17 protein-coding genes and 2 tRNA genes are annotated in these 16,985 nt (G+C 64.0%); 17 read left to right on the top strand and 2 right to left on the bottom strand.

The annotated features are described in order from the left end of the window. The first annotated feature begins 26 nt into the window (after positions 1–26). The gene (locus QMB55_RS06925; protein WP_497587949.1) at positions 27–935 is read left to right on the top strand and encodes a DMT family transporter; all 909 of its coding nucleotides are present in this window, start codon (positions 27–29) and stop codon (positions 933–935) included. A gap of 86 nt (positions 936–1,021) precedes the next feature. Here QMB55_RS06925 and QMB55_RS06920 read toward each other — a convergent pair whose 3' ends face one another. Further along, positions 1,022–2,257: an MFS transporter gene (locus QMB55_RS06920; RefSeq protein ID WP_497587948.1), complete on the bottom strand. Its 1,236-nt coding sequence runs from the start codon at positions 2,255–2,257 to the stop codon at positions 1,022–1,024. An 85-nt stretch (positions 2,258–2,342) separates the two neighbouring features. Here QMB55_RS06920 and QMB55_RS06915 point away from each other — a divergent pair, with 85 nt between their 5' ends. From QMB55_RS06915 to QMB55_RS06855, 13 genes are all read left to right on the top strand, one after another. After that, entirely contained in the window at positions 2,343–2,867 is a 525-nt protein-coding gene (locus QMB55_RS06915) for a DUF2242 domain-containing protein (RefSeq protein WP_497587947.1), read from the top strand. A gap of 48 nt (positions 2,868–2,915) precedes the next feature. Then, positions 2,916–3,419 carry a GNAT family N-acetyltransferase gene (locus tag QMB55_RS06910; protein WP_497587946.1) on the top strand — a complete coding sequence of 168 codons (504 nt, stop codon included), beginning with the start codon at positions 2,916–2,918 and terminating at the stop codon, positions 3,417–3,419. A 196-nt stretch (positions 3,420–3,615) separates the two neighbouring features. Continuing rightward, positions 3,616–4,746 carry an aminotransferase class V-fold PLP-dependent enzyme gene (locus QMB55_RS06905; RefSeq protein ID WP_497587945.1) on the top strand — a complete coding sequence of 377 codons (1,131 nt, stop codon included), beginning with the start codon at positions 3,616–3,618 and terminating at the stop codon, positions 4,744–4,746. Positions 4,747–5,018: 272 nt separating this feature from the next. Then, positions 5,019–5,095: transfer RNA gene (locus tag QMB55_RS06900), tRNA-Val, on the top strand. 167 nt (positions 5,096–5,262) lie between these two features. Then, positions 5,263–7,179 carry a threonine--tRNA ligase gene (gene thrS / locus QMB55_RS06895; protein WP_497587944.1) on the top strand — a complete coding sequence of 639 codons (1,917 nt, stop codon included), beginning with the start codon at positions 5,263–5,265 and terminating at the stop codon, positions 7,177–7,179. Between the two features lie 27 nt (positions 7,180–7,206). Beyond that, positions 7,207–7,728 carry a translation initiation factor IF-3 gene (infC, locus tag QMB55_RS06890; RefSeq protein ID WP_497588280.1) on the top strand — a complete coding sequence of 174 codons (522 nt, stop codon included), beginning with the start codon at positions 7,207–7,209 and terminating at the stop codon, positions 7,726–7,728. A 104-nt stretch (positions 7,729–7,832) separates the two neighbouring features. Further along, positions 7,833–8,030 (top strand): 50S ribosomal protein L35, encoded by a 198-nt coding sequence (gene rpmI / locus QMB55_RS06885; protein ID WP_497587943.1) that lies wholly within the window; start codon positions 7,833–7,835, stop codon positions 8,028–8,030. An 11-nt stretch (positions 8,031–8,041) separates the two neighbouring features. Beyond that, on the top strand, positions 8,042–8,401 hold the full coding sequence (gene rplT, locus QMB55_RS06880) for a 50S ribosomal protein L20 (protein WP_497587942.1): 360 nt from the start codon (positions 8,042–8,044) through the stop codon (positions 8,399–8,401). Between the two features lie 64 nt (positions 8,402–8,465). Next, a complete protein-coding gene (pheS, locus tag QMB55_RS06875; RefSeq protein WP_497587941.1) occupies positions 8,466–9,512 on the top strand; it encodes a phenylalanine--tRNA ligase subunit alpha in 1,047 nt (348 codons plus the stop codon). Positions 9,513–9,575: 63 nt separating this feature from the next. Continuing rightward, entirely contained in the window at positions 9,576–11,951 is a 2,376-nt protein-coding gene (gene pheT / locus QMB55_RS06870) for a phenylalanine--tRNA ligase subunit beta (RefSeq protein WP_497587940.1), read from the top strand. Positions 11,952–11,963: 12 nt separating this feature from the next. Next, on the top strand, positions 11,964–12,269 hold the full coding sequence (locus QMB55_RS06865) for an integration host factor subunit alpha (RefSeq protein WP_497587939.1): 306 nt from the start codon (positions 11,964–11,966) through the stop codon (positions 12,267–12,269). Then, positions 12,250–12,624 carry a MerR family transcriptional regulator gene (locus tag QMB55_RS06860; protein WP_497587938.1) on the top strand — a complete coding sequence of 125 codons (375 nt, stop codon included), beginning with the start codon at positions 12,250–12,252 and terminating at the stop codon, positions 12,622–12,624. Before QMB55_RS06865 ends, QMB55_RS06860 begins: the two co-directional genes overlap by 20 nt. A 32-nt stretch (positions 12,625–12,656) precedes the next feature. Continuing rightward, positions 12,657–12,733, top strand: a tRNA-Pro gene (locus tag QMB55_RS06855). Positions 12,734–12,869: 136 nt separating this feature from the next. Here the strand turns inward: QMB55_RS06855 and QMB55_RS06850 are convergent. Then, a complete protein-coding gene (locus QMB55_RS06850; protein ID WP_497587937.1) occupies positions 12,870–13,586 on the bottom strand; it encodes an HD domain-containing protein in 717 nt (238 codons plus the stop codon). Positions 13,587–13,636: 50 nt separating this feature from the next. Between QMB55_RS06850 and QMB55_RS06845 the strand changes: the two genes are divergently transcribed. From QMB55_RS06845 to btsR, 3 genes are all read left to right on the top strand, one after another. Further along, a complete protein-coding gene (locus tag QMB55_RS06845; protein WP_497587936.1) occupies positions 13,637–14,275 on the top strand; it encodes a DUF2026 family protein in 639 nt (212 codons plus the stop codon). Between the two features lie 155 nt (positions 14,276–14,430). Continuing rightward, complete coding sequence (locus tag QMB55_RS06840; protein ID WP_497587935.1) at positions 14,431–16,134, top strand: LytS/YhcK type 5TM receptor domain-containing protein; 1,704 nt, start codon at positions 14,431–14,433, stop codon at positions 16,132–16,134. Further along, positions 16,134–16,853: a two-component system response regulator BtsR gene (btsR, locus tag QMB55_RS06835; RefSeq protein WP_497587934.1), complete on the top strand. Its 720-nt coding sequence runs from the start codon at positions 16,134–16,136 to the stop codon at positions 16,851–16,853. The genes QMB55_RS06840 and btsR overlap by 1 nt, the downstream gene beginning before the upstream one ends. Positions 16,854–16,985: the final 132 nt, after the last annotated feature.

Below are 16,985 nucleotides of genomic sequence, written 5' to 3'. Positions count from 1 at the left end.
TTACGCGTCGCCGACGCCCTCCCGCCTTGCATCCCGTCTTCTCGAACCGCAAGCTCGTTTTCCTGCTCGCCACCCTGTGCTGCATGCTCTGGGGCAGCGCCTACCCGTCGATCAAGGCCGGTTACGCGCTCTTTGCCATCGCCGCCGACGACCTGCCGTCCAAGCTGCTGTTCGCCGGCTACCGCTTCCTCGCGGCCGGCATCGTGATCCTCATCGCCGTCGCCCCGACGCGGCCGATCTTCGCGCTCGACGGCCGCCAATGCCGCCAGATCGCGCTGCTCGGGCTGACGCAGACCTCGCTCCAGTACGTCTTCTTCTACGTCGGCCTCGCCTACACCACCGGCGTCAAGGGCTCGATCATGAACGCCACCGGCAGCTTCTTCAGCGTCCTGCTCGCCCACTTCATTTACCACAACGACCGGCTGACGCTGAACAAGGTCGTCGGCTGCCTCGCTGGTTTTGCCGGCGTCATGGTGGTGAACTTCGGCGACCACCTGCTCGATTTCGATTTCACCCTGCGCGGCGAAGGTTTCGTGGTCATCGCCGCCTTCCTTCTCTCGGCGGCGTCGATCTACGGCAAGCGCCTCTCGCAAAGCATCGACTCCTTCGTCCTCACCGGCCACCAGCTCGCCTTCGGCGGCCTCGTCCTGGTCCTCATCGGCCACGCCACGGGGGGGACGCTGAGCGGCTTCACCGTCGCCTCGAGCGCGCTCTTCGCCTACCTCGTGCTGCTCTCGTCGGTCGCCTTCGCGCTGTGGACCTGCCTGCTCAAGTACAACAACGTCGGCATGGTGTCAGTGTTCAACTTCCTCATCCCGGTGTTCGGCGCGCTGCTCTCGGCGATTTTTCTCGGCGAGAGCATCTTCGAATGGAAGTATGTGCTGGCCTTGCTGCTCGTCTGTGTCGGCATCTGGCGGGTAACGCGCCGCAACTGAGCGGCGCTCAAAAAACAGGCGGCGCTTAAAAAACCCGTCGCATCAAGCGTCTGCGCCGCCTATCCCGCGCTTGTCCACAGCCTTGTCTACGGCGAGCGTGGACAAGCCTGGTGCATGTGATCGCGCTGCGCCAACTCAGGGAACACGCGCACCCACAGCGTCGCCACGAGCAGCGTACCGACACCGCCGAACACCACCGAATCCACCGCGCCGAACCAGGCCGCAGTCGCCCCGGATTCGAACTCACCCAACTGGTTCGAGGCGCCGATGAAGATGGAATTGACCGCCGCGACACGGCCGCGCATCTCGTCCGGCGTCTCGAGCTGAGCCAACGTCTGTCGCGTCACCACGCTGACCATGTCGGCAGCGCCGGTGGCGGCAAGCGCGATGACCGAGACGACCACATTGGTCGATAAGCCGAACACCAGCGTCGCGATGCCGAAGGCACCGACCGCCAGCAGCATGCGCCGGCCGACATGCCGTTGCAAAGGCCAGCGCGTCAGGACCAGCGACATCGCCAGCGCGCCGGCGGCCGGCGCCGCACGCAGCACGCCGAGCCCGACCGGCCCGACGTTGAGAATGTCGCGCGCATAGATCGGAAGCAGCGCGACAGCCCCGCCGAGCAGAACCGCGAACAGATCGAGCGAAGTCGCTCCGAGCAAGACTTTATGCCGCCAGACGAAGACCGCGCCGGCAAGCATGCTGCGCCAGTCGCCGGACAACGCGCGCCGCTCGGGCTGGACGTAGCGCAGGCCGGCAGTCAACACACCGCCGAGGGCAAAGAGCACCACGCACACCGCATAGACGAGCGTCACGCCCTGGGTGTAGAGCAGGCCGCCGAGCGCCGGCCCACCGATGATCGACGCCTGCACCCCGCTGCTGGCCAACGCCACCGCGCGCGGCAGCAGCGCTGCCGGCACCAGCAAGGGCGTCAAGGCTTGCTGCGCGGGCATCTGGAAAGCACGCGCCAACCCGAGCAGCACGGACAGACCGAGGATCAGCTCGCGCGTCACCATCGCGTGCCAGGAGGCCGCTGCCAACGCCAACGCGACGACGACCTGCCCGAACATGACCATGGCAAAAATACGGCCGCGATGCCCGCGGTCGACGCAATGCCCGGCCGGCAGTACCGCCAGCAGCGCAGGCGCGAACTGGAACAGGCCGACGAGGCCAAGATCCCAGGCGCTGCCGGTAAGGTCGTACATCTGCCAGGCCACGGCGACGAGGAGCATCTGGTTGGCCGTTGTCCCAGCCACCCGGGCGTACCAGAAACGAAAGAAGGCGCGCTGACCGCGCAGTTCGGCGAAAGAGACGGAAGACATGGCGGCATTTTAAGCAAACCCGGCGCCTCGATGGCGATGCACGACACGGTGTCGCCGATCCCGCCTTTTGGTTATCATGGCGACCATGATTCGCGCTCCCCTTTTCCGTCGGCCGGCCGCCGCACTCTTGCTGGCCGCGCTCGTCACCGGCTGCCAGACCACGCAACCGACCGCATCGGCCTACCAAGCGGAAACCTTCACCGTCGAGACGCCGTTCCAGTACTACAGCGAACGCGGCCCCGAAGCGGCTTGCGAGATCGGCAAGCGCGCCCTGCTCAGCCAGGGCTATCAAGTCGAAGGCGCGCAACCGACCAACGTCAAGGGCGAAAAATACTTCCGCCCCTTGCCCACGCAGGCCACCCGTCTGACGATCACCCTGGTCTGCCTGCCAAGCAGCATGGGCGCCGCCGTCTATGCCAGCGCCATGGAAACCAGCTACGAGCTCAAGTCGAGCGGTACCAGCGCCGGCCTCAGCGTCGCTGGCGTCGGCTCAGTCTCGATGCCTTGGGCGGCCGACAAGGACACCTTGGTCAAGACCGGTGAAGTCACCGTCACCGCGCCCGAGTTTTATCAGCGCCTGTTTGAACTGATCCGCACGCTCGACGGCTGATCGCCCATCGGAGCCGAAGGTCGCCAACGCCACGCCATGACAGCGGCAATGCCACCTCTACCGCCCGCCAGTGCATTGCTCCTGCGCACGCCGCAACCCCTCGACTACCGGCGACTCGCCGCCTGGATTCCCGACGCCGACGCCTGTGACCGCTGGGCCGGCCCGAGCATGCCCTACCCTTTGAGCTCTGCCGAGCTTGAACAACGACTCAGCCCGGACGACCGCCGCCGCTTCGCCCTCACCGATCCCGACGGCAGTTTCTGGGGCTTCGCCCAGAGCTGGCAGGAACACCCTCAGGCTTGGCACCTCGGTCGCTTGATCGTCGCCCCCGACGCGCGCGGACACGGCTACGGCCGCCGCCTCTGCGAACTGCTGATCGCCGCCCACGACGGCACGCGCCAGGCGCTGACCCTGCGCGTGCGGCGCGACAACATTGTCGCCCACACCCTTTACCTCGACCTCGGTTTTTGCCCAAGCGAGCCGGAATCGACGCCCATGGCTTTATTCATGCGCCGTCCGCCCTCTGCTCTGCGCCAGTCGCACACGCCCTGACGCCGCCTACCCCAGGCCGGCAGCGGGGCACAACGCAGGCGAAACGCGCAGCACCACCACACACTCACCGAAACGGATCGGACCCAGAATCGGATTCGGGATCATGCCCGGCTGGCAGATCGAAGCCCGCAGCGCTATTCTTGTCCTTTCGCTTTCTCACCGCTTCCTTCCGTTCATCTCCCGACAGGAGCCTCCCGTGCCCGCTTTGCTGCCCCAGCCCGATCCCGACGGCCTGCTCGAATACTCGGTGGTCTATACCGACCGCGCCCTGAACCACATGTCCAAGCGCTTCCAGGGCGTGATGCAGGACATCTCGCGCCTCGTCAAACAGGTGTACAACGCCCAGGCCACGGTGATCGTCCCAGGCGGCGGCACCTTCGGCATGGAAGCCGTGGCACGTCAGTTCGCCACCGACAAGAAATGCCTCGTCCTCCGCAACGGCTGGTTCAGCTTCCGCTGGTCTCAGATTTTCGACACCGGCCGCATCCCCGCCAGCTGCACGGTGCTCAAGGCAAGCCGCGAAGGCGATGGTGCACAGGCGCCGTTCGCTCCGGCGGCAATCGACGACGTCGTGGCCACGATCCGCAGCGAAAAACCCGACCTTGTCCTCGCCCCGCACGTCGAAACGGCCTCGGGTATGCGCCTGCCCGACGCCTACCTGAAGGCCGTCGGCACCGCAGCGCACGAGGTGGGCGCCCTTTTCGTCCTCGATTGCGTGGCCTCCGGCTGCCTGTGGGTGGACATGGCCGAGTGCGAGGTCGACATCCTCATCACCGCCCCGCAAAAAGGCTGGAGCGGCCCGCCCTGCGCCGCGCTGATCGCTTTGAACACACGCGCCCTGGCACGCCTGGAAGAGACGACCAGCACCAGTTTTGCGGCCGACCTCAAAAAATGGTTGCAGATCATGCAGACCTTCGAAAACGGCGGGCACGCCTACCACGCGACGATGCCTACTGACGCCCTCGCCGCACTGCGCGACGTGATGCGTGAAGCCGAGGACTACGGTTTTGAACGGCTGCGCGCGGAACAGGAAGAACTCGGCCGGCGGGTGCGCGAGCTGCTCGTCGCGCGCGGATACCCGAGCGTCGCCGCCGAAGGCTTCCAGGCCCCGAGCGTGGTCGTCAGCTACACCACCGACCCCGAACTGCAAAGCGGCAAGAAGCCGCTCGCCGCCGGCCTGCAGATCGCTTCCGGCGTCCCCTTGCAGTGCGACGAAGGTGCCGATTTCCGCTCCTTCCGCATCGGGCTCTTCGGCCTCGACAAACTGCACCACCCCGAACGCACGCTCGAAAAGCTGCGCACCGGCCTCGACGTTGCCGGCTGCTGAAGCGCCGAACAGCTTACCCCCTTGCTCTCGCCTGCACACGGCGGCGCGGCAAGGGGCACGGCCCCGTGCCCCGATGCCACAGTCTGAAACCGCGTGGATTCTCCGCATTGCGGAGACAAGCTATTCGTCATAACACCAGCACCAAAGGGCTTCGCAGCCCAGCCCAGGGAGACAAGCAGACGAGGCTTTTGCAAAAAAGTGTTGACTCTTTTTCCCACGTCCCTATAATGCGCAGCTTCTTCGCTGCCGCAAGCAACAACGCGGTGAAGTGAAGGCGCGTAGCTCAGTTGGTTAGAGCACCACCTTGACATGGTGGGGGTCGTTGGTTCGAATCCAATCGCGCCTACCAAATTTCGCAGACGGGCCACCTGAACAGGGTGGCCCGTTTTGCTTTACAAGCCCGCCACGGGGGTTCAAAGCCGCCCCGACGCCTGCTAGAATCTACGTTTTCCCATTGCCGCCGGTCCTCTTTCCGTAAAACGGACGCCGCCCGGTGCACTTTTTTCAGAGTCGAACATGCCGGTCATCACCCTGCCCGATGGTTCCCAACGTGAATACGCACAACCGGTCACGGTTGCCGAAGTGGCGCACAGCATCGGCGCCGGACTCGCCCGCGCAGCCGTCGCCGGCAAGGTCGATGGCAAGCTTGTCGACACCAGCTTCCGCATCGAGGGCGACAGCCAGCTGGCGATCGTCACCGACAAAGATGCCGACGGCCTGGAGATCATCCGCCATTCGACCGCTCACCTGCTCGCCTACGCCGTCAAGGAGCTCTTCCCTGAAGCGCAGGTGACGATCGGCCCGGTCGTCGAGAACGGGTTCTACTACGATTTCGCCTACACCCGCCCCTTCACGCCGGAAGACCTGCTGGCCATCGAGAAGCGCATGGCCGAACTGGCCAAGCGCGACCTCCCGGTCACCCGCGAAGTCTGGGCGCGCGACGAAGCGACCGCCTTCTTCAAATCGATTGGTGAGCACTACAAAGCCGAACTCATCGCCGCCATCCCCGACGGGCAGGACGTTTCGCTTTACCGCGAAGGCGACTTCGTCGACCTCTGCCGCGGCCCGCACGTGCCGTCGACCGGCAAGCTCAAGGTCTTCAAGCTGATGAAGGTAGCCGGCGCCTACTGGCGCGGCGACCACAACAACGAACAGTTGCAGCGCGTCTACGGCACCGCCTGGGCCAAGAAGGAAGACCAGGACGCCTACCTGACGATGCTCGAGGAAGCCGAAAAGCGCGACCACCGTCGCCTCGGCCGCCAGCTCGACCTCTTTCACCTGCAGGACGAAGCGCCGGGGATGATCTTCTGGCACCCGAAAGGCTGGACCGTCTGGCAACAGGTCGAGCAGTACATGCGCCGCGTCTATCAGGACAACGGCTATCAGGAAGTGAAATGCCCGCAGATCCTCGATCGCACGCTGTGGGAAAAATCCGGCCACTGGGCGAACTACAAGGACAACATGTTCACCACCGAGTCGGAGAAACACGACTACGCGATCAAGCCGATGAACTGCCCGGGCCACATCCAGGTGTTCAACACCGGCCTGCGCAGCTACCGTGACCTGCCGCTGCGCTATGGTGAATTCGGCGCCTGCCACCGCAACGAGCCTTCGGGCGCGCTGCACGGCATCATGCGCGTCCGCGGCTTCACTCAGGACGACGGCCACATCTTCTGCACCGAAGACCAGATCCAAGCTGAGGTCACCGACTTCAACGCGCTGGTGCGTAAGGTGTACGCCGATTTCGGCTTCAACGACATCGCGGTCAAGCTTGCCCTGCGCCCGGAAAAGCGCGTCGGTGCCGACGAAGTCTGGGACAAGGCCGAGATCGCCCTGCGCGAAGGCCTCAAGGCGTCAGGCCTCGAATGGGAAGAACTCCCCGGCGAAGGCGCCTTCTACGGTCCGAAGATCGAATTTCACATCAAGGACGCCATCGGCCGCTCGTGGCAGTGCGGCACGATCCAGGTCGACTTCTCGATGCCGCAGCGCCTCGGTGCCGAATATGTCGGCGAGGACAACGGGCGCCATACGCCGGTCATGCTGCACCGTGCCATTCTCGGCTCACTCGAGCGTTTCATCGGCATCCTGATCGAAAACTGGGCCGGCGCCCTGCCCCTCTGGCTCGCGCCGCAACAGGTTGTGGTACTCAACATTTCGGAAAAGCAGGCCGAATACGCCGAAAATGTGGCCAAAGCGCTACGCGCAGCCGGCCTTCGCGCCGAGGCGGATTTGCGCAACGAAAAAATTACCTATAAAATACGCGAACATAGCTTGAACAAGCTGCCATATCAGATTGTCGTCGGCGACAAGGAAATGGCAGCCAATCTGGTTGCCGTGCGTACCCGTGGTGGTCAGGATCTCGGACAGATGTCCGTAGCATCGCTGATCGAGCGGCTTCAAGGCGAAGTCGCGGCGCGGAGTGGCACGGCTTAATTATTTGTCTGAACAAGGAGCGATACCATCGCACTGCAAAAGTCGCATCGCATCAACGAAGAGATCAACGCCCCCGAGGTCCGCGTCGTCGGCACCAACAGCGAGGCGCTTGGCATCATGGGCATCCGTCAGGCCATGCAGATGGCCGAGGAAACCGGTGTTGATCTGGTCGAGATTGCACCGCTGGCGCAGCCCCCGGTTTGCCGGATCATGGATTACGGCAAATTCAAGTACCAGGAACAGAAACGCCAGCACGAGCAGAAGCTGAAGCAAAAGCAGGTTCAGGTCAAGGAAGTCAAACTGCGTCCGGGCACCGACGAGAACGACTACCAGATCAAGTTGCGCAACATGACCCGCTTCCTGCAGGAAGAAGACAAGGTGAAGGTCACCCTACGCTTCCGCGGTCGCGAAATGGCGCACCAGGAAATCGGCATGCGCCAGATCGAGCGCATCAAGGCCGATCTTGTGGACCTCGCCAACGTCGAGCAGATGCCCAAGATGGAAGGCCGCCAGATGGTGATGATCCTGGCGCCGAGCAAGAAAAAGTAAGGTTTTGTAGTCCCCGTAGTACCGCAGTACCCAAGAAGTGGTTGCAGGTCCGAAGTGTCCCCGCCGGGGGCCACCCGTAGCCATGTTTAAAAAGGAGCATAAAAATGCCCAAGATGAAGACCAAGAGTGGCGCCAAGAAGCGCTTCAAGGTCAGCACCAGTGGCCGCATCAAGCGCGGCCAGGCGTTCAAGCGCCACATCCTGACCAAGAAAACCACCAAGTCCAAGCGCCAGTTGCGCGGCATGACCGGAGTGCATGACTCCGACAAGGCCATGGTTCGCGCCATGATGCCTTACGCATAAGGAGATAAAAGATGCCCCGAGTTAAACGTGGTGTAACGGCGCGCGCGCGTCACAAGAAGATTCTCGTTCAGGCCAAGGGTTACCGCGGCCGTCGCAAGAACGTATACCGCATCGCCAAACAGGCGGTGATGAAGGCCGGCCAGTACGCCTACCGCGACCGCCGTCAAAGGAAGCGTCAGTTCCGTGCCCTGTGGATCGCCCGTATCAACGCGGCGGCCCGTGAGGTCGGCCTGAAGTACAGCACCTTCATGAACGGCCTGAAGAAGGCCCAGATCGAAGTCGACCGCAAGGTCCTCGCCGACCTGGCCGTGTTCGACAAGCCGGCTTTCGCTGCCCTGGCTGCCCAGGCCAAAGCCCAGCTCGGCGCCTAATTTGGGCGCTTAACGGAAAAGGGAGGCGCTCGCCTCCCTTTTTTGCTTGAAGTGGACTAAAAAAATGCAGAACCTTGATCAAATCGCCCAGGATGCCGCCGTCGCTTTCGCTGCGACCGACGATCCCGACACGCTAGAACAAATCAAGGCGCGCTACCTCGGTAAGAGCGGCCAGATCACCGAACTTCTCAAGGGTCTGGCGAAGCTTTCGCCGGAAGAACGCAAGGCCGCCGGCGCGCAGATCAACCGTGCCAAGGAAGCCGTTGAAGCGGCGCTCAACGCCCGCCGCGAAGCCCTCCGCCGTCTCGCACTCGAAGCTCGCCTCGCCGAAGAATCCCTCGACGTCACCCTGCCCGGCCGCAGCGAAACGCGCGGCGGTCTGCACCCCGTGACGCGCACCCTCGAACGCATCGAAGCGCTGTTCCGCTCGATCGGCTTCGAAGTTGCCGACGGCCCCGAGATCGAGGCCGACTTCCAGAATTTCACGGCACTGAACACGCCCGAGGATCACCCGGCACGTTCAATGCACGACACCTTCTACCTGCAGGACGAAAACGGCCAAGTGGCCGACAAGATTCTCCTGCGCACGCACACCAGCCCGATCCAAGTGCGCTACATGCAGGCGCACGTCGCCAAGTACGCGCATCTCGAGACGATGCCGGAAATCCGCATCATCGCCCCGGGCCGCGTCTATCGCGTCGACTCCGACGCCACCCACTCGCCGATGTTCCATCAGGTCGAAGGCCTGTGGATCGGCGAGAACGTCAGTTTTGCTGACCTCAAAGGCGTGGTCGCCGACTTCCTGCGCCGCTTTTTCGAGAGCGACGACCTGCAGGTGCGCTTCCGCCCATCCTTCTTCCCGTTTACCGAGCCGTCGGCCGAAATCGATGTCGCCTTCCAGAGCGGGCCGCTCAAGGGCCGCTGGCTGGAAATCGCCGGCTGCGGCATGGTACATCCGAACGTCCTGCGCCACGTCGGCATCGATCCTGAGAAGTACATCGGCTTTGCCTTCGGCATGGGTCCGGATCGCCTGACCATGCTGCGCTACGGGGTGAACGACCTGCGCCTCTTCTTCGACGGTGACCTGCGCTTCCTGCGCCAGTTCGTCTGATCGGACGGCCACTACACTCCACGCATTCCGGTACTTTCGCGCCATTGCTGAAACGGACACCCCATGAAATTCTCTGAATCCTGGCTGCGCAGCTTCGTCGATCCGGCCATCGAGGGCGAAGCCTTCTCTCACCTGCTGACCATGGCCGGCCTTGAAGTCGAGGAAGAAGAAAGCGTCGCCCCGGCCTTTGCCGGCGTCGTCGTCGCCCACGTTCTTGAAGTGAACAAACACCCCGACGCAGACCGGCTCAACGTCTGCCGCGTCGACATCGGCACCGGCACGCCGCAACAGATCGTCTGCGGCGCACCCAACGTCGCCCCGGGCCTCAAGGTGCCGTGCGCCCTACCCGGCGCCGTGCTGCCCGGCGAGTTCACGATCAAGATCGCCAAAGTGCGCGGCATCGAATCCTCGGGCATGCTGTGCTCGGCCAAGGAGCTTGGAATTGCCGAGGACGCCTCGGGCCTGCTCGTCCTTCCGGCCGACGCACCGGTCGGCGAAGACATCCGCCACTACCTCGACCTCGACGACTGCCTGCGCACGCTCAAGCTCACCCCCAACCGCGCCGACTGCCTCTCGCTCACCGGCATCGCGCGCGAAGTCGCCGCCCTGACCGGAACACCCGCAAGCTTCCCCGAAGTCGCCCCGGCCCCGGTCAGTATCGACCGCACCCGCGCCATCGTTCTCGATGCGCCCGAAGCCTGCCCGCTCTACTGCGGCCGCGTCATCGCCGGCGTCAACGCCAAGGCGCCGACGCCCGAGTGGATGAAGCGCCGCCTGGAGCGCAGCGGCATCCGGTCGATTTCAGCCTTGGTCGACATCACCAACTACGTGATGCTCGAACTCGGCCAGCCGCTGCACGCCTTTGACAACACCAAGCTCGACGGCGCCATCCACGCCCGCGTATCGCGCCAGGACGAAGAAATCCTCCTCCTCAACGAGCAAACGCTCAAACTCGACGCCGACGTGCTGCTCATCGCCGACGATACCCGCCCGGTCGCCATGGCCGGCATCATGGGCGGCGAGGATAGCGGCATCACCCTTGAGACGACCGAAATGTTCCTCGAGTCGGCTTTCTTTGCGCCCAAGGCCATCGCCGGCCGCGCACGCCGCTACGGCTTTGGTTCCGACGCTTCGCATCGTTTCGAACGTGGCGTCGATTTCGGCAACACCCGTCGCGCCCTCGAACGCGCTTCGCAGCTGATCCTTGAGATCTGCGGCGGCCAGGCCGGCCCGGTGTGCGAAGCCGCCGCTGCCCTGCCGGCGCGCCCACCGGTGCGCCTGCGCATCGCGCGCGTCGCCAAGGTGCTCGGCGTGACTTTCAGCGGTGAGGAGATCGCAGCGCTGTTCGCTCGCCTCGACCTCGCCTGCCTGCGCGACGGTGACGATTTCGTCGTCACCCCGCCCAGCCATCGCTTCGACATCGAGATCGAGGAAGATCTGATCGAGGAAATCGTCCGCCTGCACGGCTACGACAACATTCCCACCCACGCTCCGCGCGCGGCGCTGGGCATGTTGCCGCAAGGCGAAGATGCGCGCCCGCTGCAGAAGGCGCGGCAGATCCTCGCCGACCGTGGCTTCCAGGAAGTCATCAACTACGCCTTCATCGAAGAGGCCTGGGAACGGGATTTTGCCGGCAACGCCGCGCCGATCCGGCTCGCCAACCCCATCGCCAGCCAGATGAGCGTGATGCGCTCGACGCTGATCGGCGGCCTCGTCGCCAACGTCGCCACCAACTTGAAGCGCAAACAGACCCGCGTGCGCGTCTTCGAAACCGGCCGCTGCTTCTTCCGCGCCAACCCCGGCGCACCGGTCGAGGGCTTCGACCAGCCGTGGAAGCTGGCCATGCTCGCCTACGGCAACGCCACGCCCGAACAATGGGGGACGGCAACGCGGAACGTGGACTTCTACGACCTCAAGGGCGAACTCGAACTCCTGCTCGCGCCGGCTGTTGCCAGCTTTGAAAAAGCCACGCATCCGGCGCTACACCCCGGTCGCAGCGCCCGCATCCTGATCGACGGCAAGGCTGTCGGCGTGATCGGCGAGCTGCACCCGCAATGGGTCCAGGACTACGAACTGCCGCTCGCCCCGGTCGTCTGTGAACTCGACCTCGCCGCCGTCCTGGCCGCGCGCCTGCCGGCCTACCGCGAGATTTCGAAACAGCCGCCCGCACTGCGCGACATGGCCATCGTGGTCGATCAAAAACTCGAACTTCAGACCCTGCTCGACGGCATTCTGGCCAACCGGCCGACCCTCGTCCAAGAGATCAAATTGTTCGACGTTTACACCGGAAAAGGCATCGAGCCAGGGAAAAAAAGTCTTGCTTTCCGTATAGTTATGCAAGATACTCAACGGACTTTGCAAGATGCGGAAGTCGATGCGGCAATGCAACAATTGCTGGCCTACGTGCAAAACGCGTACTCGGCCCAGCTCCGCGTCTGACAGGATCAAAACATGACGCTCACCAAAGCAGAACTCGCAGATTTATTGTTTGAAAAAGTCGGCCTCAACAAACGTGAGGCCAAAGACATGGTCGAAGCCTTCTTCGAGGAAATCCGCAACGCGCTGGAGCGCGGCGACGGGGTCAAGCTGTCTGGATTCGGCAACTTCCAGTTGCGCGACAAGCCGCAACGCCCGGGCCGTAACCCCAAGACCGGCGAGGAAATCCCGATCACGGCCCGGCGCGTTGTCACTTTCCATGCCAGCCAGAAGCTGAAGGGCGAGGTCGAACAGTCCTACAATGGAACACCACAATCCTAAAGACGGCAGCAAGGAAACATTGCCGCCGATCCCCGCCAAGCGTTATTTCACGATTGGCGAAGTCAGCGAACTGTGCGCCGTCAAGCCGCACGTCCTACGCTACTGGGAACAGGAGTTCACTCAGCTCAAACCGGTCAAGCGGCGAGGCAATCGCCGCTATTACCAGCACCACGAAGTCCTGCTCGTCCGCCGGATTCGTGAATTGCTTTACAACCAAGGCTTCACGATCAGCGGCGCTCGCAACCGGTTGGGAGAGGCGCAGCACGAGGAGACCACCGCCCCCTCAGCGCTTTCGCCTGAAGCTCTCCGCGGCGAACTTCTGAAGATTGCAGAAATCCTCAGAATCCCGGCCTAAAACGCCGAAACTGCGATATAATGGCGGCTTGTCGGGGCGTAGCGCAGCCTGGTAGCGCACTTGCATGGGGTGCAAGGGGTCGCGAGTTCGAATCCCGCCGCCCCGACCATTAGATTCAAGCAAAAAGGTCAGTCTTCGGACTGGCCTTTTTGTTTTTATACTTCCCTTGGTCGAACAAAGTACGGAGCAGAAGCCGAATCGCCCTCACGATCTCGGCCTTGCCCCTCAATAACGCACCGACCACCTCACTCGCGCACCTCGCCTTCCCACTCGGAGAGGAACTGCCGCACAAAACCTTCCACGTAACGGTGCCGTTCTTCTGCAATGGCGCGGCCGCTGGCGGTGTGCATCCGATCCTTGAGCAGCAGGAGCTTTTCGTAGAAGTGGTTGAGGCTGGTGCCGCGCGCCGCTTTGTAGGCCTCGGCGCTGGCGTGCAGCACCGGGGCGATTTGCGGATCGTGGATCAGCCGTCCGGCGTGACCGCCGTAGGCGAAACAACGGGCGATGCCGATTGCACCCAGGGCATCGAGGCGGTCGGCGTCTTGGACGCAGCGCCCTTCGAGCGAGCGCATCGGGGTCGGGACGCCAGCCCCCTTGTAGGAAATCGTGGCCACGATGTCGACGACGGCGTCGATCACCCGCGCCGAAACGCCTTCGTCGCGCAACAGACGCGCGGCTTCGCGCGGGCCGACACTTTCGTCGCCGGCGTGGAACTTCCAATCGGCGATGTCGTGCACCAGCGCGGCGAGTTGAACGACCTCAAGATCCGCGCCCTCAGCCTCGCCGATCCGGCGCGCCAGACGCCAGACCCGCTCGAGGTGGTACCAGTCGTGCCCCGAACCTTCGTCGGCAAATTGAGCGCGCAGTCGCGCGGCCACCCGTTCGATCCCCTCCACGGCAAGTCCTTTCGCCTCAATGGTAGCGCCGCTCGGGGCGCCCGAGGCGGCGATTGTACCCGCCATCGGCCCCCGATCGACTATGATGTCGCCCCGTCCACCCGCGAAGTATCCGCATGAACGCCAGCCCTCACCCGCCCATCACCGTCGTCGAGTACGAACGCCTGTTCCGCGTCATTCACGCCGTTCTGACCCAGGTCGGACACGACCCCGCGCAGGCGAGCCTGTTCTTCGCCGTCGCCGGCGCCTTCGTCCTGCGTCGCCATCACCGCCTGAGCAACGTCTGCCCGGTCGCTGGCGCCGCCGCTTACGCCTTGACCGGAAGCGAGCTGCTCTGTTTTGGCACGGCCGAAGGCGATACGCTGGTCGCCGACGCCGACCACCACCATTGCTGGATCGAGGCCGACGGCTGGGTGATCGACCTCAGCGCGCCGCTGTTCGCGGCCCGGTTCGACGCCTCGTCGTCCAGCCGCGCGCTGCCGCCACGGATGTTCCTGCGCCCCGCCCTGGCCCCCACCGGCCTCGAGCGCCTGGCGACGCCCAGCGCCTACCTGCACCGCATCAACGAAAAACTGACCACGACGCTGCTCCAGGGCTTTGCCGAGACGGCCTCATACGCCGACCTCGTTCGCCTGTGCGAACGCTGGTACGCCCGCCCGCCCAAAAAGATCGCACCGGCCGTCGCGGTCAGCAGCGAAGACGGTTCGACCGCCACCCTCACGCTCTCGCCGCTGCGCCTCACCGGCGCCTGGTAGGCTCGCTGACGCGCTGGAACGACCGCCCGATGCGCCCTGCAGGCCGGCTGCAAGGCGCATCTGGACGCCCTTGGCGGCGGCCTGCCTTTTTTCCGCCAATCCCGTAGAATCAAGCATCTAACCCTTCGCCTCCCGCCGCCGCGCGCCGCTTCTCCATGCTGCTCGAAGACATCAACCACATCGCCTTGATCGGCAGCCTGATGCAGCAGATGTGCGTCTATCTCGCCATCGCCTACCTGCTCAGCAAAACGCCGCTCTTCGCGCCCTTGATGCAGGTCACCGTGCGCCTGCCCGACAAGCTCGTCTGCTACTTCGTCTTCTCGAGCTTCTGCATCATGGGCACCTACCTCGGCTTCCAGATCGAAGGCGCGATCGCCAACACGCGTGCCATCGGCGCGGTGCTCGGCGGCATTTTCGGCGGGCCGGTGGTCGGCCTCGGGGTGGGACTGACGGGCGGCCTGCACCGTTACTTCATGGGCGGCTTCACCGCCTCGGCCTGCGCCGTGTCGACCACCATGGAAGGTCTGATCGGTGGTCTGTTGCACTATTACCTGATGCGCCAGCACCGCGCCCAGGACCTGCTCAGCCCAGCCATCGCCTTCGGCGCGACGATGGTCGCCGAGATGCTGCAGATGTTCGTCCTGTTGATCATGGCCAAGCCTTTCGATCAGGCGACGCGCCTCGTCGCCCACATCGCGCTGCCGATGATCCTCACCAACTCCTGCGGCGCGGCGCTGATCATGCGCCTCATCCTTGACCGGCGCGAGATGATGGAGAAATACTCGATCGCCTTCTCGGCCAAAGCCCTGCGCATCGCCGAGCGCTCGGTCGGCATCCTCTCGCTCGGCTTCAACGAGAAGAACTGCACCAAGCTCGCACACATCATCCGCGAGGACACCGGCGTCGGCGCGGTGGCCATCACCGACACCGACAAGCTGCTCGGCTTCGTCGGCCTCGGCGCCGACCACCACATCCCCGGACAGACCATCTCCTCGCCGCACACCTTCCGCGCCATCCACTACAACGAAGTGGTCTACGCCGACGGCGCCATCGTGCCCTACTGCTGTTCGGTGTCCAAGGAATGCAAGCTCGGTTCCTGCCTCGTCATCCCGCTGCGCGACGAAGAAAACCGCGTCTTCGGCACCATCAAGCTGTACGAGCCCAAGAGCAAATTCTTCTCCTCGCTCAACCGCACCCTGGGCGAAGGCATCGCCCGCCTGCTCTCCTCGCAGGTGCTCTCGGGCAAGATCGAAGAACAAAAGCGCCTGCTCGCGCAATCGGAAATCAAGCTCCTGCAGGCCCAGATCAACCCGCACTTCCTGTTCAACGCACTCAACACCCTGGCCGCGGTCATCCGCAAGGACCCCGAGGCGGCGCGGCAGATCGTGCAGTACCTGTCGACCTTCTTCCGCAAGAGCCTGAAGCGGGTGAGCACCGAAGCGACGCTCAAGGACGAGATCGAGCACGTCGACGCCTACCTGCGCATCGAGCTCGCCCGCTTCGCCGACCGGCTCGACGTCAAGCTCGACGTTTCCGACGAACTGCTCTCCCTGCGCCTGCCCGCCTTCTCGCTCCAGCCCATCGTCGAAAACGCCATCAAATATGGCATCTCGCAGATGATCGAACCGGGGAAGATCACCATCCGCGCCCAACGCCTCGGCGAAACGCTGCAGATTCTCGTCGAAGACAGCGCCGGCCTCTACCGCCCGACCCCGGGCGGCGACGGTCTGGGGATGAACCTCGTCGACCGTCGCATCAAGCTGCGCTACGGCCCCGCCTACGGGCTCAGCGTCGATTGTGAACCCGAGCGCTGGACACGCGTCTCGATCAGTCTGCCCGCCGAAGAGGAACCCGCCTGATGCTCAACGCCCTGATCATCGACGACGAACAACCCTCGCGCGAGGAGCTCAAGGCCTTGCTTGCCGACGCCGCCGACATCGAAGTCATCGGCGAATGCAGCAACGCCATCGAAGGCCTCACCGCGATCCACCGCCTGCGCCCCGACGTCGTCTTCCTCGATATCCAGATGCCACGCCTGAGCGGCCTGGAAATGGTCGGCATGATCGACCCCGCCGCGCTGCCCCTGATCGTCTTCGTCACCGCCTACGACGAACACGCGCTCAAGGCCTTCGAGGAGCACGCCACCGACTACCTGCTCAAGCCGATCGACCCGCAGCGTCTGGAAAAAACGCTCAACTGGCTGCGCAGCGGCGCCCGCGCCGGCACCCCGCAGCCGTTTCCCGGCACCACCGCCGTGCTCCAACACATCCCCTGCACGACGCGCAACAAGATCTGCCTCATCCCGCTCGAAGACGTCGACTACATCCATACCGACATTGCCGGCGTGCAGGTCGTCGCCGGCAGCCGTCAGGGCGTCACCGAACTGACGCTCAAGATTCTGCAGGAACGCACGCCCTTCATCCGCTGCCACCGCCAATACCTGGTCAACGTGAGCCAGATCGCCGAGATCGAACTGCTCGAGAACGGCGGCGCCGAAATTCTGACCCGCAGCGGGCAAAGGCTTCCGGTCAGCCGGCGCTACCTGCGTGACATCAAGGACCGCTTGCACATCGTCTGAGCCTCGACGTCCACCGCTCGCCCCCCGTTGGCAACCACTCAATGCGCCGGGCGACCGCTCGCCAGATTCCCCAAAAATTGCATCTTCCTTTAGCTATAGTGCAATCCGTACTGGCCTGGACGAAGGGATTTG

Origin of the sequence: Propionivibrio sp. (assembly GCF_041441355.1) — a bacterium.
GTDB lineage: Bacteria > Pseudomonadota > Gammaproteobacteria > Burkholderiales > Rhodocyclaceae > Propionivibrio.
Note: the sequence above shows the minus strand (reverse complement) of the source record. Positions and strands in the feature narration are given on the sequence as shown.